Origin of the sequence: Pseudarthrobacter cellobiosi (assembly GCF_023913755.1) — a bacterium.
Taxonomy (GTDB): Bacteria; Actinomycetota; Actinomycetes; order Actinomycetales; family Micrococcaceae; genus Arthrobacter; species Arthrobacter cellobiosi.
In genome coordinates, this window is the sequence record NZ_JAMXBJ010000029.1 from 56,366 (window position 1) to 69,726 (window position 13,361).

A 13,361-nucleotide genomic window follows, 5' to 3' on the forward strand; every position below is an offset into this window, starting at 1 on the left:
CTAGATCAGTCCCTCAGCGGTGAGCCATTCCTTGGCGATGTCCTCGGGATCGTCACCATCGACGTCGGCCTTGGCGTTGAGCTGCTGCATGACCTCGGTGGTGAGCTTCGGGGAGACCTTGGCCATAACATCAGCGATGGCCGGGTACTGGGTGAGCATGTCCGCCTTGATGGTCAGCGCGCCCTGGTAGATGGGGAAGAAGTGCTTGTCGTCCTCCATGACCTGGAGCTTCAGGGCTGAGATGCGGCCGTCCGTTTCAAAGACCTCGCCGAAGTTGCAGTCCTGGCCCTTCTGGGTTGCGGTGTAGATCACGCCGGTGTCCAGCATGGCCACCTTGGCTTCCGGGCTCAGGCCGTATTCCTTCTGCAGGCCCGGCCAGCCGTCGTCGCGGGTGGAGAACTCGCTCTCCATGCAGAAGGTCTGCTCGCTGGCGGGCAGCTTGGCGACGTCGGACATGGACTTCACGCCCAGCTCCTTGGCCTTTTCCTCACGGATGGCGAAGGCGTACGTGTTGTTCAGGGGTGCCGGGTCCAGCCACGCGATGCCCTTCTTGGCGTCAGCGTCCTTGACGGCGTCGAACATTGCCTTTTTGTCCTTCAGCGGCGTGGTCTGCTTGTTGTAGGTGATCCAGGACGTGCCGGTGTATTCCCAGTAGCCGGCGAACTGCCCGGTTTCGAACGCGGTGCGGACGTTGGCCGAGCCCACCACGCTGGTGTTGGTGGTGGTTTCGGCGCCGTGTGCATTGAGCAGCTGGCTGGTGATGTGGGACAGGATGAACTGCTCGGAGAAGTCCTTGGCGCCGATCACGCCGGTCAGTCCCTCAAGCTCCTTGCCCTTGCCGTCGCCGGAGGCCGAGGTTGCCCCGCCGCCACAGGCGGTCAGGCTCAGGGCGGCAGCGACGCCGGTGGCCAGGAGGGCGAGTAGTGGTTTCTTCATGATGGGTCCTTTTATTCAGGTGGGCTGGAGGCTTTGTATTGCAGGCGGGTGTTGGAGTGCGGCGGGTACTAAGGGCGGTGTTTCAGAGGCCTTTGGGTTTGAGGAGGTCTTCGGCCAGCCCGGCAAGCCAGTCGATGGTGAGGGCGATGCAAGAGACCACCACGGCGCCGGTGATGAGGACCGGCCAGCGCTGGAGTTTGAGGCCGTTGACGATCATGTCCCCCAGGCCGCCGGCGTTGATGAAGGTGGCTACGGTGGCCACGCCCACGCAGAACACCAGGGCGGTCCGGAGCCCGGCCACGATCACCGGGATGGCCAGCGGCAGCTCGATCCGGGTGAGGACCTGCAGCGGGCGCATGCCCATCCCCCGGGCTGCTTCGGTGAGGCTTGAGTCCACCTGTTCCAGGCCCACCAGGGTATTCCGCAGGACGGGCAGGATGGAGTAGGCCACCAGGCCCACCAGCGCCACCTCGAAACCGAGTTTCCAGACGATGGCCAGCAGGATCACCAGGCCGATGGCCGGGGTGGACTGGCCCACGTTGGCGATGCCGAAAACAATTGCGTGCACGGCTTTGGAGTGGATCCGGCTGAGGGCGATGCCGGCAGGGATGGCGATGGCCGCCACGATCGCGGATGCCACCACCGTCAGCCTCAGGTGTTCGAAGGTCCGGTCCTGGAGGTAGGCCCAGTTCAGGGTCCGCAGTTCGATGGAGTCCAGCTCGAGCGAGGAAACCCACAGGAACAATGCGAGCAGGGCCAGAACGATGACGATCGGCGTGCCGAAGCGCTTGAAGGAGAAGTACTTCCCGCGTCGGTTGGATGCCGTTCCGAAGGCGGTGGCGAGGTCCCGCGTGGCCTGGGCTGTCATGGCCGGGCTCCACTGGTGAAGACGCCGCCGGTGAGGGCGCCGCCGTCGGCTGATCCGCCGTCGGGCGCTCCACCTGCAAGGGATCCACCTGCGAGCGCGGCAGGGATCTCGGCGCCCAGGACGGCGGAGATCTTCTCGATGTCGATGGACCCCACCACCCGGCCCTGCTCGTTGACCACGGCCACCGGGGTTCCGCCGGAGAGGACCAGGGAGTCCAGCGCGTCACGGAGGGAATCGTTGACGCTGACTTCGATGGCTCCGCGGATTGCGACGTTGGGGCCGAGGCTTGCCTGGTGCACCGGGATGAGGCCCAGGCGTTTGAGGGCGGCGCCGTGGCCTACGAACTGGGAGACGTAATCGTTGGCCGGGTTGGCCAGGATGTTCGCTGGGGTGTCGAACTGCTCGATCTGCGAGCGTTCGGACAGAACGGCGATCCGGTCGCCGAGGCGGACGGCTTCGTCAAAGTCGTGGGTGACAAAGACGATCGTTTTGCTCAGCTTTTCCTGCAGGCGCAGGAATTCGGTCTGCAGTTTTTCGCGGGTGATGGGGTCCGTGGCACCGAAGGGCTCGTCCATCAGCATGACGGGAGGATCGGCGGCGAGGGCGCGGGCCACGCCGACGCGCTGCTGCTGGCCGCCGGACAGCTGCCGCGGGTAGCGGGAGGCGTACATTTTGGGGTCGAGTTCGACGACGGACAGCAGCTCTTCGACGCGGGCCTGGGTCTTGATTTTGTCCCAGCCGAGCAGTTTGGGGACCACGGAGATGTTCTCGGCGATGGTCATATGCGGGAAGAGCCCGATCTGCTGGATCACGTAACCGATCCGCCGTCGGAGTTCGTTCGGGTTCAGGGACAGGATGTCCTCGCCGTCAATGGTGATGGACCCGGAGGTGGGCTCGATGATGCGGTTGATCATCTTCATGGTGGTGGTCTTGCCGCAGCCGGAGGGGCCGACGAACATGATCAGTTCACCGGGGGCGATGTCCATGGAGAAGGAGTCGACGGCGGGACCTGCCTGGCCCGGGTAGGTCTTGGTGACGTCTTTCAGGACGATCCGGGCGCCGGCGGCCGGACGGGAGATTGATTCAGACACGAAGTCCCCTTGAGGTAGTGAGGCGGCGGATGAGCACAAACGCTCCATCCAGCAGGAGGGCAAGGACGATCACGCCGACGGTGCCGACGATCGCGAAGTTGAGGGCGTTTTTGGAGCCGAGGCTGGAGAGGCCCCTGAAGATCATTTCGCCCAGACCGGGGCCGCCTACGTAGGCTGCGATGGCGGCGATGCCCATGGAGAGCTGGGCGGAGACCCGCACCCCGGTGAGGACCACGGGCCAGGCCATGGGCAGCTGGACACGGATGAGGGTCTTGACCCTTCCCATCCCCATGCCGAGGGCGGATTCGGAGACGGCGGGCGGTACTTCCCGCAGGCCCACCACGGTGTTGCGGATGATGGGGAGCAGCGCGTAGAAGGCGAGTCCCACCACGGTGGGGGTCCAGCCAAGCCCGAGTACCGGGATGAGCAGCGCCAGTAGGGCCATGGACGGGATGGTCAGGCCCACGCCGGCGCCGGCGATTGCCACCGAGCGGCTGATGGGCTTGTCCCACACAAGCACTCCGATGCCTACGCCGACTACCGTGGCGATCAGCAGGGACACCAAAACCACCACAAGGTGCTCGCTGGCGGATTCGGCGATGTCTGCCGATCTGTTCGTGAGGAACAAACCGAAGTCCGAGAAGAACGAGTCGTTCAACGTGATCCTCCTTTTCACTTCGTCGGGTCAAGGATCGCGACTCACATCGACGTGAGCCATGCCACAACCGTAGGGCCATCGTTCCCTTTTGCGCAATGTCAGTTGTTGATATGTCAACCCAGCCTTGTTATGGTCATCCTGTGATTGACTCATCGAACAGCGCGAACGGCGCCCCTGGAATAATCGCCCGCCCCGCGCGCCGCAACTCATCCGGACTAAGGCGCGACCTGCAACTGCTGGAAATCTTGGGCTCCCCCGAGGCCGTCGCCGCCTCAGGCCTTGGCGTCAGCAAGGTCGCCGAAATTGCCGGCCGCGACAAAGCCCAGGTTTCCCGCACCCTGGCCACGCTCGCCGAAGCCGGGCTGGTCAGCAGGGACCCGGAAAGCCTGCTGTACACCTTGGGCTACGGACTCTACGCGCTGGCAGCCAGGACCGCGGAGGCACGGATGGTCAGCGTGTCGGCACCCTACCTCAAGCGGGTTTCCGCTGCCACGCACGAGACAACGCACCTGTGCGTTCTGCGCGGCGGCACGGTTCTGACACTGAAAAGCGAAATGTCCAACCACACATACCGGGCACTCGGCTGGGAAGGAGTCAGCGTTGACGCCTGGGGCACTTCCGCGGGCAGGGTTCTGGTCAGCGACTGGGATGTGTTGGCTCTGAAAGATTGGTACGACACCCACGCGGCCAAGGTTGCGGCCCAGGGGGATTCCGGGCAGCCGGACCTTTCGCCCCTGGCGCTTGAATCGGGGCAAGGCCAACCGGGCAGCCAACGGCAATCGAAAATCCAGACCTTCGACGATCTCCGCTCCGAAATCGGCCTCATCCGGCAACGCGGCTACGCCGTCGTGGACGAGGAGTTTGAGCTGGGGGTTGTCGGTGTCTCAGCACCGGTGTACGACTTCAAGCAGCGAATAGTCGCCGCGTTCAACGTCAGCGCCCCCAAACAGCGTTTCGGCCGTCATCTCGAGCAGGCAGGAGCCCTCGCCGCCAAAGTCGCCATGGAATTTTCTGCGACGCTGGGTGCGCCCGTGGAAACTAACACAGCACCTCACGTACGGCCGATGAAGACATAGGTCGGCCACGGCGGCCGGGCCGTGAAGACGTGCCTGGTGGCCTCTCTGCCACCCATCGGGCGCGAGGTGCAGAAAGGGTCCCGCCAGTGGCGAGTCGTCATGGCCAACAACTGAGAGGTCTTCGGGCACTCTGATGCCGTTCCGGGCAGCTCCGGCTATGACGTCTGCGGCAGTTGCGTCGTTGTATGCAATCACACCTGTGACGCCCGCCTCCTTCCAGGCAGCTGCGGCAGAACGTCCTGAATCGTCGCGATAGTCGACTTGCCGGACCATGGAAGGGGGATTCCAGCTAAAATGCAGGTTTGTTCACTCGGCAGAGCGTGGACAATGTCCACACCCTGTTTGCGCCACAGGCACCCAAAATCCCCTACCGTGGAACCAGGTGTTTGGAAATCTGGGTGGCACAATCCTTCAGGCCTATGCTGCCGGAGGCCACGCCCACGACCAGATTGAAGCCTTCGTCGGTACTGAAGGACGAGTTCTTCGCCGTCCTCGCTCGTGTGGGCAGCGTCAGCGTGGCCGCCCGGGAGCTCGGTCTGGCGTGATCGCAGTGCGCGAGCTGGGCCCGTCACGCCGGAATCGGGTCCATCCACCAGGCGTGGGGAAACGCGCCGAATTCCTGCGTTTACGCGAAGCGGGGGCTGGCCGCATGAAAGCCGCTGCCGCCGCCGGTGCGAGCCGCAAAAGCGGTTACCTGTGGGAGAACGAGCGGGATGTAGCCAGGGGCCGCGCCGTTGGCTCCAGAGCCCCGGAAGTACCGTATAGACAGGAAATGATTACTGCTTAAGTGCTGACTAATTAGTCCGCGTCGCGGCACCTGAGGCAAGTTGACGACGATCCCGTCGCATTCCTTCTCGGGTCGGTAGTTACAGCATCACGGCACATGATGGCTCCTGCCAACACGACTTTTACCGGCCAATGGACGACCCCATCGACCAACCGACGCGGCTGGGGTGGCCTTGCGGCCTCCACCATCTAGAGCCACAGACAACCAACTTCTGCCGTTCGGCTGAGCGATCATGCCTCCCCACGGAACCGCAACGTTACAAGGCTCGCAATGGTGAACCGGGACGTTCGGACACCGATCGGAAGCGCCACTTGGGGCAGCGACTGGTCCGTCCAATTTCAGCTTCATCACTTTGTCGAAACCCAACAAAATCTCGCCAGCAACCGGGAACTACCGTCGGTACGGAAGAAATATCCGCAGCTAAGCACCCCAAGGACTATCAATGACGATGCAGCCAGACCTCCAGGCCAAACCCGGCACCATCCTCGAAACCGCCCAGGCACAGGTCCTGGAGCAGGGCATCGGCCTCTCCGAAAGCCAACTGGTGGAAATCCTTAGGCTGCCGGACCGGGACCTGCCCGCCGCCCTCCAGCTCGCCCACGATGTCCGGCTCAAGCACTGCGGCGAGGACGTCGAAGTGGAAGGCATCATCTCCATCAAAACCGGCGGGTGCCCCGAGGACTGCCACTTCTGCAGCCAGTCAGGCCTCTTCGACTCCCCCGTCCGCGGCGTGTGGCTCGACATCCCCGAACTGGTCAAAGCCGCCAAGGAAACCGCCGCCACCGGCGCCACCGAGTTCTGCATCGTCGCCGCCGTCCGCGGACCCGACATCAAACTGATGAACCAGATCAAGTTCGCGATCGACCGCATCAACGAAGAGGTGGACATCAACATCGCCTGCTCCCTGGGCATGCTCACCCAGCGGCAAGTTGACCAGCTCGCCAGCTGGGGCGTCCACCGTTACAACCACAACCTCGAAACCGCCCGCAGCTACTTCCCCGAGGTCGTCACCACCCACAGTTACGAGGAGCGCATGGAGACCTGCAACATGGTCAAAGCCGCCGGCATGGAACTGTGCTGCGGCGCCCTGATCGGCATGGGCGAATCCCTGGAACAACGCGCCGAACTCGCCGCCCAGCTCGCAGCCCTCGAACCCCACGAAGTCCCCCTGAACTTCCTCAACCCCCGCCCCGGAACACCGCTGGAAAACCAGGGCATCATGGACGGCAAGGACGCCCTCCGCGCCATCGCCGCGTTCCGGCTGGCCATGCCCCGCACCGTGCTCCGCTACGCCGGCGGCCGCGAACTGACGCTCGGCGACCTCGGCACCCGCGAAGGCCTCATGGGCGGCATCAACGCCGTCATCGTCGGCAACTACCTCACCACCCTGGGCCGTCCGGCCAACGCGGACCTGAACCTGCTGGTGGAACTCAACATGCCCATCAAGGAACTCCAGAAGACGCTATGAACCGGGTTCCGATCCCCAACCCCTCAACCGCCGTCGACGCAGCAGGCACAACCACGGCTGAGTTCTGCGGGCACTGCGGCGAGCCGTCCGACGGCGGCACCGGTCCGACGTCGGACGCTCACCGCCGCTGCGGCGCGCTCCTCGCAATGGAGCCGCCGCGGTATTGCGCTGCCTGCCGGCGCCGCCTGAAAGTCCAGGTGACCCCGTTGGGCTGGTCGGCGGAATGCTCCCGCCACGGGGTGCTGGTCCCGTGACGGAGGGTTCGGCGCAGAGAGGTTTGATCCAGCGGGACCGCGCGCGGTTGTGGCATCCTTACGCGCCCGCGTCCCCGGACCTTCCGCTGTGGGAGGTCGAGGCAGCCGACGGCGTGCGGCTGCGGCTTCGGGGCGAGGACGGCACACGCCACGACGTGGTGGATGCGATGTCCTCGTGGTGGTCGGTCATCCACGGCTACCGCAACCCCGTGCTGGACGCCGCGGCGCGGCGGCAGCTGGAGAGGTTCAGCCATGTGATGTTTGGCGGCCTCACCCACGCCCCCGCGGTGGAACTTGCCGAGCGGCTGGTGGACATGGCCCCTTCCGCGCCCGGACGGCCGGGCCTGGAGCGGGTGTTCCTTGCGGACTCGGGTTCGGTTGCCGTGGAGGTTGCGCTCAAGCTGGCGGTGCAGTTCCAGACCGCATCGGGGCACCCGCAGAGGCAGCGGTTCCTGAGCATCCGCGGCGGATACCATGGCGATACGTTCGCGGCGATGGGGGTCTGTGATCCCGTGGACGGGATGCACTCCGCCTTCCCGGGTCTGCTGGCCGGCAACGTGTTTGCGCCCCGTCCCCCGGCGGCTGCTTCCGCCACACCGGAAGCCGTACGGGCGTGGGCGTACGAGTTCGGGGAGATCGCGGCCGCGCATTCAGGGGAGCTCGCCGCGATCATCGTCGAACCGCTCCTCCAGGGTGCCGGCGGCATGCACGCCTACCCTGCCGAATGCCTGACAGTGATCCGCGAGATCGCGGACCGGCACGGGTTCCTGCTCATCCTGGATGAGATCGCCACCGGCTTTGGGCGCACCGGCGAGCTGTTCGCGGCCGATCATGCCGTCGTCGTGCCGGACATCATGTGCGTGGGCAAGGCCCTGACCGGCGGGTACCTGACCCTCGCCGCCATGCTCTGCACCAGTGAGATTGCGGCGACCGTTTCCAACGGCAAGGCCGGGGCGCTCCTGCACGGCCCCACTTTCATGGGCAACCCGCTCGCATGTGCGGTGGCCAACGCCAGCCTTGGCATCCTCGGCGACGGCGGCTGGCGGGCCGACGTGGACCGGATCGGCGCCGGACTCGAATCCGGGCTCGCCCCCGCCTGGGACCTTGAGGCGGTCCGGGATGTCCGCACCATCGGCGCCGTCGGAGTCATTGAGCTGCACGACGACGTCGACGTCACCGCGGTCACTTCCGCAGCGATCCGCCACGGGGTCTGGGTCCGGCCGTTCCGGAACCTCGTCTACACAATGCCCCCGTACGTCAGCACCGCGGCGGACATTGAGCAGATCACCGCAGGCATGACGGCGGCCGTCGCCGAAGTGCACGGGCGCGTCCCGGCACGGTCCGGAGGCCCGGCATGAGCAGCTCGATGACCCAGTGGCTCGAGCGGCAGGCCGCAGTCCGGGACCGCAGGGGCCTGGTCCGCCGCCCGCTCCCCCGCGACGCGGACGAACAGTTCATCGACCTGGCCAGCAACGACTACCTGGGCCTGTCGGCCGATCCGCGGCTTACCGAGGCCGCTGCGGCGGCCGCATCGCTGTGGGGCGCGGGCGCCACGTCCTCGCGCCTGGTGGCCGGAACCACCCGGCTGCACCTGGACCTCGAGCAGGAACTGGCCACGCTGGCCGGGATGGAAACGGCGCTGGTGTTCTCCTCCGGATACCTGGCAAACATCGGTGTGATCACGGTGCTCGGCGGCCCCGGGACGCTGATCGTCACGGACGAACACTGCCACGCCTCGATGATCGACGGTTTCCGGCTCAGCCGCTCCCGCACGGAACCGTTCACCCACAACAGCGTGGAGGACGCCGGCCGGCTGCTTGCCGACCGGCCGGAGCCGCGGGCACTGATCGCCGTCGAATCCCTCTACAGCGTCCTGGGCGATGAAGCCCCGCTCGCTGGCCTGCTGGCCTTGGCCGAGGAACATGATGCCGTGCTGCTCATCGATGAGGCCCACAGCCTCGGGGTCACCGGCACCGGCAACTTTCAGGGCCGCGGCTCGGTGGCCGGGACCTCCCTTGCCGGGCATCCGAGTGTGATCGTGACCGCGACGCTGTCCAAGGCCCTGGGCAGCCAGGGCGGAGCAGTCCTGGGATCCGCCCTGCTGCGGGAACACCTCGTCAACCGGGCCCGGAGCTTCATCTTCGACACCGGCCTGGCGCCCGCCTCCGCCGCCGCAGCCCTCGCCGGGGTGCGGATCATCCGGGATGAGCCTTGGCGGGCCAGATCCGTCCGAAGCAACGCTACTGCGCTGGCCGGCGAGCTCGCCCCGGCCCTTGCAGCCCGCGGCGCCGCCGTCGAGCAGACAGCAGGGGCCGTCCAGTCCATCGCCATGCCCTCCGCCGAATCAGCCCTGGCAGCTGCCCAGGCCGCGCGCACGGCCGGAGTCCGGATCGGCTGCTTCCGCCCGCCGTCCGTTCCGGACGGAATTTCACGGCTGCGGCTCACCGCCCGCGCCACCCTTAGCCCTGCGGAAATCGAAGACAGCTGCGCAGTGCTGCGCGGCATTTTGGAGGAACTTCCATGAACCTGCCCGGCATCATCCTGATCACCGGAACAGACACCGGCGTCGGAAAAACCATCACGACGGCGGCCCTCGCCGCCGTCCTCCACGGAACGGGACGCAGCGTCGCGGTCTACAAACCGTGCCAGTCAGGCGCCGCGGCCGGCGATTCCGACGCCGCCGAAATTGTCCGGCTCGCCGGCGCCGTGACGGCAGCAACCGGAGTCGTCCTGCAGGAGCCACTGGCGCCCGTCGCCGCTGCCGCCGTCGACGGAACGCCGCTGCCCAGTGTGGCTGCCCACGCCGAGAAAATCGGCGAGCTCGCCGCGTCCCACGACCACATCCTGGTGGAGGGTGCAGGCGGCCTCCTGGTGGAGCTGGCTTCCGACGGCGGCACTCTAGCGGACCTCGGATCACTCCTGGCAGCGGCTTTCGTGCTCGTCGCCAAGCCTGCACTCGGGACCCTGAACCACACCGCCCTGACCCTCGAAGCGCTGGCTGCGCGGGAACTTCATGTCCTCGGGGTGGTGCTCGGAAGCTGGCCTCGCAACCCTGATTTCTTACACGACAGCAACCGCCAGGTGCTCGCGTCGCTCCGAGTACCGTTCCTCGGTGCCCTCCCCGAGCAAGCCTCAGAACTATCCCCGGCGGATTTCCGTGCCGGCGCAGCTGCCTGGCTGAACGGTCTGCCCGCGTGAACCCGGCTTTGACGGCCACCGGACCCGCGGAGCGGTTTGTGCCGGGAGAACCGGGACAGACCGAGGCCACCGGACAGGCTGCCGGCGCCAGCCAGGCGCGTTGCCCGTATCTCGTGGTGCGGGACCCGGACGCCGTCCGAGACGTCCTGCACCGGCCTGCCGACTTCAGCCCCGCGAACGCCCTCGTCGCCGTGACGCCCCTGGAAGGTCCCGCCCTGCGCGTGCTGCAGCGCGTCCACTTTGCGTTGCCACCCGTGCTGGCCAGCAACGACACGGACACACACGCCGGGATCCGCAAGGTCGTGGCGGGCTTCTTCACACCCGCCACTGTCGCCGCCATGGAGCCGCGGATCCGCGAACTGGCCCGGGAAGCGGCCTGGAACGCCGCGAACCAGCTCGACGCTACCGGCCAGGCAGACCTGGTGCGGACGGTCGCGGCGTTTCCCCCGGCAGTCGTCATGCTCGAACTCCTCGGGCTGCCCGTTCGGGATCTTACGGACCTCAAGCGTTGGGGCCTTGACTCCATGGAGCTGTTCTGGGGCTGGCCCGACGAGGACCGGCAACTTGAACTGGCCCACAGCGCCGCCGATTTCTACGTCTGGCTGCGCAAGCTCGTGGCGGAATCCAAAAAGGCCCCAGGACGCAACCTGTTCAAATCCCTGGCCGAGCACGGCCTGTCCACGCCTGAAATCTGCTCGCTCGGCTACTTCCTGCTGATCGCCGGACAGGAAACAACCACCCAGCTGATCAGCACCACCCTGTTCCGCCTCCTGGAGGGGTCCGCGCCCGTGGGCTGGAACGACGCGGCGTCTGAAGCAGGTTCCAGGACCATGGTCCGGCACGTGCTTGCCACCGAATCATCCGTCCCCACCTGGCGCCGCGTGGCAGCCCACGACACGAGCATCGACGGCGGCCTGATCCCTGCCGGCACCGAAATTCTCCTCGAGCTGAGCGGCAACCACATCACGTCACCGGCCGCACTCGTGAGCCAGTCCATGCCTTCGAAGGCGGTCCGGCGCGGTCAATCCACCGGCTATGGCCTTGTTTTTGGCTCCGGCATCCACCGCTGCCTCGGCGCCAAGCTCGCCGAACTGGAGGCCGCCATAGTTGTCGAGGAGACCGCCACTGCCCTGCCGGAAGTACATCTGCAGGAGTACCAGCCCGACTGGATCAGACTCCTGTCTTTCCAAGCACCCCGGACTGTCACCGTGGCGAACAGTCCATAGACGAAGCCGAGAAGAAGTCAGCCGCCATCTGCGAGTACTGCGGCAGGTGACTGTGCACATCATTCGTAAATGGATGCGACTCTTCAAGGTGGCTCTCTGACAATCCCTCGGAGTTCACCGTGCGCATTGAACGGAGCCCGCTTGGCAGGGGGTACGGCGGCGAGAGTTGGCTATAAGTGAACGATCCGGCCCAAGCCCTCGTCGTTATGGCTGGAGCCGGTCTTTGGCGCCAGGTGCGAGTCCGACGCCGGAGAAGTCTGTCCCTGCCGCATCGGAAAACCATCCAGTGGAGATCGAGGTGTTTGCCCTGGAAGGGCGATAACGCCGGGATCGCTGGTGCTGGCTGGTTCGTCGATTTGAGGGTGCGGTACGACGGCGGCCTGGCTGCAGCAGGCTTCACCGGTCTGCAGCTCACCGGGCCCGCCACGCATACGAACATGGCGCCCTTTCCCGGGTCGTTCTCCACCGGTCAGGATGATCGCCTGCCCGGCCTCGTTGTCCTCGCCTCCACTACCACCAGCACCATCAAGGGCTTCTCCGGGCGCGGCACGAATCTGGCCAACCTGTTCAACCTCACTGGAGTAACCGACCGCTCGAAAAGGGGCGCTGAAATTTGGGATTCCTGGCGCGGGTCGTCAAACACCCGGCAGACTGCCTGACTCACTCGGCAGGGCCACCGCCTTCGCTCACTCTGAGGTGTACTACTGACCCCAAATGCGCAAACCGGGAATATGGGTCCGTCGGACGCATTTGGAGCCACACTCCTCAGGCAGCGGCATCAACCGTAGCGTAGCTGCGTACGTCCTGTCGTCGCGCGGCTTGATTCTTGTTGGGTTCAAACGATTAGGGCATGCAGATCGACGGCGAAGAACGCGACGAGCGGCCAGAGAAGTATGGCAGCCAGACCTTCCAAAATATTGCCCGGGATGTTCCAGGCCACGAGGTAGCCGTGAGTTCCAGCAACAAGCAGTCCGATGACCAGATAGATCACCCCGACAAGACCTATTCCGCGTCCGCCCAATCTGCGTCTGCCAAATCCGCGCATCATCGCTTCTCTCCCAATGTGGGGTTGAGCTAAAGTATATTCCGCGCAGTCGGCTTTGTGTATGGACCGTGGCGACACCACGCGTCGGGTGCATGAACCCTCCGACGAGCCCCCGCAGAGGACCTTAGTGCGGTGACGGATGTTCGAACGGCCGGGTCTTAGCATTGGACGTATGAAGCTTGATAAGGTCCAGGGACGCCCATGGCGGAAACTGCAATGAGTGGTGACAGGGATCGGGACGCTTCAAGGCGCCCGCGACAGGCCCGGCCACGTGACGCTCTTGGGCGGCCGCTGCCGTACGGAAGCGCTGGCGTCGAACCGGTCTCGGAGGAGCCGCTGCCGCCGGCGCAGACTTTGGTATCGGCCCGGAGTCTGGTGGAAGCTGGCCGGCCCTTCGCCGCCCATGAGGTACTCGAGGCCCGATGGAAAGCTGGGCCCGCCGAAGAACGCAACCTTTGGCAAGGACTCGCCCAAATCTGCGTCGGGCTCACCCACGCCGCCCGGGGTAACAGCGTTGGCGCGCTCCGGCTTTTAGAGCGCGGCGCGGCCCGACTCGCGGAGTACGGTTCCGGCGAGGGGCCGACCTACGGGCTCGATTTGTCCGCCGTTGTGAATTGCGCACGCGATCGCATACGCACCGGCCCCTGACCCGGCCGCGGGCCAGTTCTTGTTCGCCGGCTCAGACCGGGCCTGTTTGAGCGTGGGCTCCCGTGAGAAAATAGTGTGTTGCACACCAACGTATTTGCGCGCGCTG

Annotated in this window: 14 protein-coding genes and 2 pseudogenes; 10 read left to right on the forward strand and 6 right to left on the reverse strand. The window is 65.7% G+C overall.

The features are described 5' to 3' along the window. The 4 genes from NG696_RS03120 to NG696_RS03135 all read right to left on the reverse strand — a co-directional run bounded on the left by NG696_RS03120 (nucleotide 1) and on the right by NG696_RS03135 (nucleotide 3,553). The gene (locus tag NG696_RS03120; RefSeq protein ID WP_252568760.1) at nucleotides 1-936 is read right to left on the reverse strand and encodes a glycine betaine ABC transporter substrate-binding protein; all 936 of its coding nucleotides are present in this window, start codon (nucleotides 934-936) and stop codon (nucleotides 1-3) included. An 82-nt stretch (nucleotides 937-1,018) separates the two neighbouring features. Beyond that, nucleotides 1,019-1,804, reverse strand: coding sequence for an ABC transporter permease (locus NG696_RS03125; RefSeq protein WP_252568761.1), 786 nt, complete (start codon nucleotides 1,802-1,804; stop codon nucleotides 1,019-1,021). Further along, on the reverse strand, nucleotides 1,801-2,895 hold the full coding sequence (locus NG696_RS03130; protein WP_252573974.1) for an ABC transporter ATP-binding protein: 1,095 nt from the start codon (nucleotides 2,893-2,895) through the stop codon (nucleotides 1,801-1,803). The genes NG696_RS03125 and NG696_RS03130 overlap by 4 nt, the downstream gene beginning before the upstream one ends. Continuing rightward, nucleotides 2,888-3,553, reverse strand: coding sequence for an ABC transporter permease (locus tag NG696_RS03135; RefSeq protein WP_252573976.1), 666 nt, complete (start codon nucleotides 3,551-3,553; stop codon nucleotides 2,888-2,890). The genes NG696_RS03130 and NG696_RS03135 overlap by 8 nt, the downstream gene beginning before the upstream one ends. A 140-nt stretch (nucleotides 3,554-3,693) precedes the next feature. On the opposite strand from NG696_RS03135, the gene NG696_RS03140 reads away from it, so the two are divergent. Further along, nucleotides 3,694-4,629, forward strand: coding sequence for an IclR family transcriptional regulator (locus NG696_RS03140; RefSeq protein ID WP_252573979.1), 936 nt, complete (start codon nucleotides 3,694-3,696; stop codon nucleotides 4,627-4,629). A 93-nt stretch (nucleotides 4,630-4,722) separates the two neighbouring features. Here NG696_RS03140 and NG696_RS03145 read toward each other — a convergent pair. Next, nucleotides 4,723-4,902: pseudogene (locus NG696_RS03145) on the reverse strand (substrate-binding domain-containing protein); the annotation flags it as partial. A 956-nt stretch (nucleotides 4,903-5,858) separates the two neighbouring features. Here NG696_RS03145 and bioB point away from each other — a divergent pair. The 9 genes and pseudogenes from bioB to NG696_RS03190 all read left to right on the forward strand — a co-directional run. Continuing rightward, nucleotides 5,859-6,884: a biotin synthase BioB gene (bioB, locus tag NG696_RS03150; protein WP_252573981.1), complete on the forward strand. Its 1,026-nt coding sequence runs from the start codon at nucleotides 5,859-5,861 to the stop codon at nucleotides 6,882-6,884. Next, on the forward strand, nucleotides 6,881-7,138 hold the full coding sequence (bsaP, locus tag NG696_RS03155; protein WP_252568767.1) for a biotin synthase auxiliary protein BsaP: 258 nt from the start codon (nucleotides 6,881-6,883) through the stop codon (nucleotides 7,136-7,138). Before bioB ends, bsaP begins: the two co-directional genes overlap by 4 nt. Continuing rightward, entirely contained in the window at nucleotides 7,108-8,496 is a 1,389-nt protein-coding gene (locus NG696_RS03160) for an adenosylmethionine--8-amino-7-oxononanoate transaminase (protein ID WP_252568768.1), read from the forward strand. The genes bsaP and NG696_RS03160 overlap by 31 nt, the downstream gene beginning before the upstream one ends. 8 nt (nucleotides 8,497-8,504) lie before the next feature. Beyond that, nucleotides 8,505-9,662: an 8-amino-7-oxononanoate synthase gene (locus NG696_RS03165; RefSeq protein ID WP_252573988.1), complete on the forward strand. Its 1,158-nt coding sequence runs from the start codon at nucleotides 8,505-8,507 to the stop codon at nucleotides 9,660-9,662. Then, on the forward strand, nucleotides 9,659-10,336 hold the full coding sequence (gene bioD, locus NG696_RS03170) for a dethiobiotin synthase (RefSeq protein WP_252568769.1): 678 nt from the start codon (nucleotides 9,659-9,661) through the stop codon (nucleotides 10,334-10,336). Before NG696_RS03165 ends, bioD begins: the two co-directional genes overlap by 4 nt. Continuing rightward, a complete protein-coding gene (locus NG696_RS03175) occupies nucleotides 10,333-11,562 on the forward strand; it encodes a cytochrome P450 family protein (protein ID WP_308291936.1) in 1,230 nt (409 codons plus the stop codon). Before bioD ends, NG696_RS03175 begins: the two co-directional genes overlap by 4 nt. Nucleotides 11,563-11,864: 302 nt before the next feature. Then, complete coding sequence (locus NG696_RS03180) at nucleotides 11,865-12,221, forward strand: hypothetical protein (protein WP_252568770.1); 357 nt, start codon at nucleotides 11,865-11,867, stop codon at nucleotides 12,219-12,221. A 191-nt stretch (nucleotides 12,222-12,412) separates the two neighbouring features. Continuing rightward, nucleotides 12,413-12,640: a hypothetical protein gene (locus NG696_RS03185; RefSeq protein ID WP_252568771.1), complete on the forward strand. Its 228-nt coding sequence runs from the start codon at nucleotides 12,413-12,415 to the stop codon at nucleotides 12,638-12,640. A gap of 183 nt (nucleotides 12,641-12,823) precedes the next feature. After that, nucleotides 12,824-13,078: pseudogene (locus NG696_RS03190) on the forward strand (DUF309 domain-containing protein); the annotation flags it as partial. 60 nt (nucleotides 13,079-13,138) lie between these two features. On the opposite strand, the gene NG696_RS03195 reads toward NG696_RS03190, so the two are convergent. Beyond that, nucleotides 13,139-13,361: hypothetical protein (locus NG696_RS03195; RefSeq protein ID WP_252573994.1), on the reverse strand; the 223-nt coding region annotated here is incomplete at its 5' end.

Bases quoted from the DNA above. Each gene is read 5' to 3' on its own strand.
- NG696_RS03120 (WP_252568760.1), bottom strand. From the start codon at position 936: ATGAAGAAACCACTACTCGCCCTCCTGGCCACCGGCGTCGCTGCCGCC.
- NG696_RS03125 (WP_252568761.1), bottom strand. From the start codon at position 1,804: ATGACAGCCCAGGCCACGCGGGACCTCGCCACCGCCTTCGGAACGGCA.
- bioB (WP_252573981.1), top strand. From the start codon at position 5,859: ATGACGATGCAGCCAGACCTCCAGGCCAAACCCGGCACCATCCTCGAA.
- bsaP (WP_252568767.1), top strand. From the start codon at position 6,881: ATGAACCGGGTTCCGATCCCCAACCCCTCAACCGCCGTCGACGCAGCA.
- NG696_RS03160 (WP_252568768.1), top strand. From the start codon at position 7,108: ATGCTCCCGCCACGGGGTGCTGGTCCCGTGACGGAGGGTTCGGCGCAG.
- NG696_RS03165 (WP_252573988.1), top strand. From the start codon at position 8,505: ATGACCCAGTGGCTCGAGCGGCAGGCCGCAGTCCGGGACCGCAGGGGC.
- bioD (WP_252568769.1), top strand. From the start codon at position 9,659: ATGAACCTGCCCGGCATCATCCTGATCACCGGAACAGACACCGGCGTC.
- NG696_RS03185 (WP_252568771.1), top strand. From the start codon at position 12,413: ATGCAGATCGACGGCGAAGAACGCGACGAGCGGCCAGAGAAGTATGGC.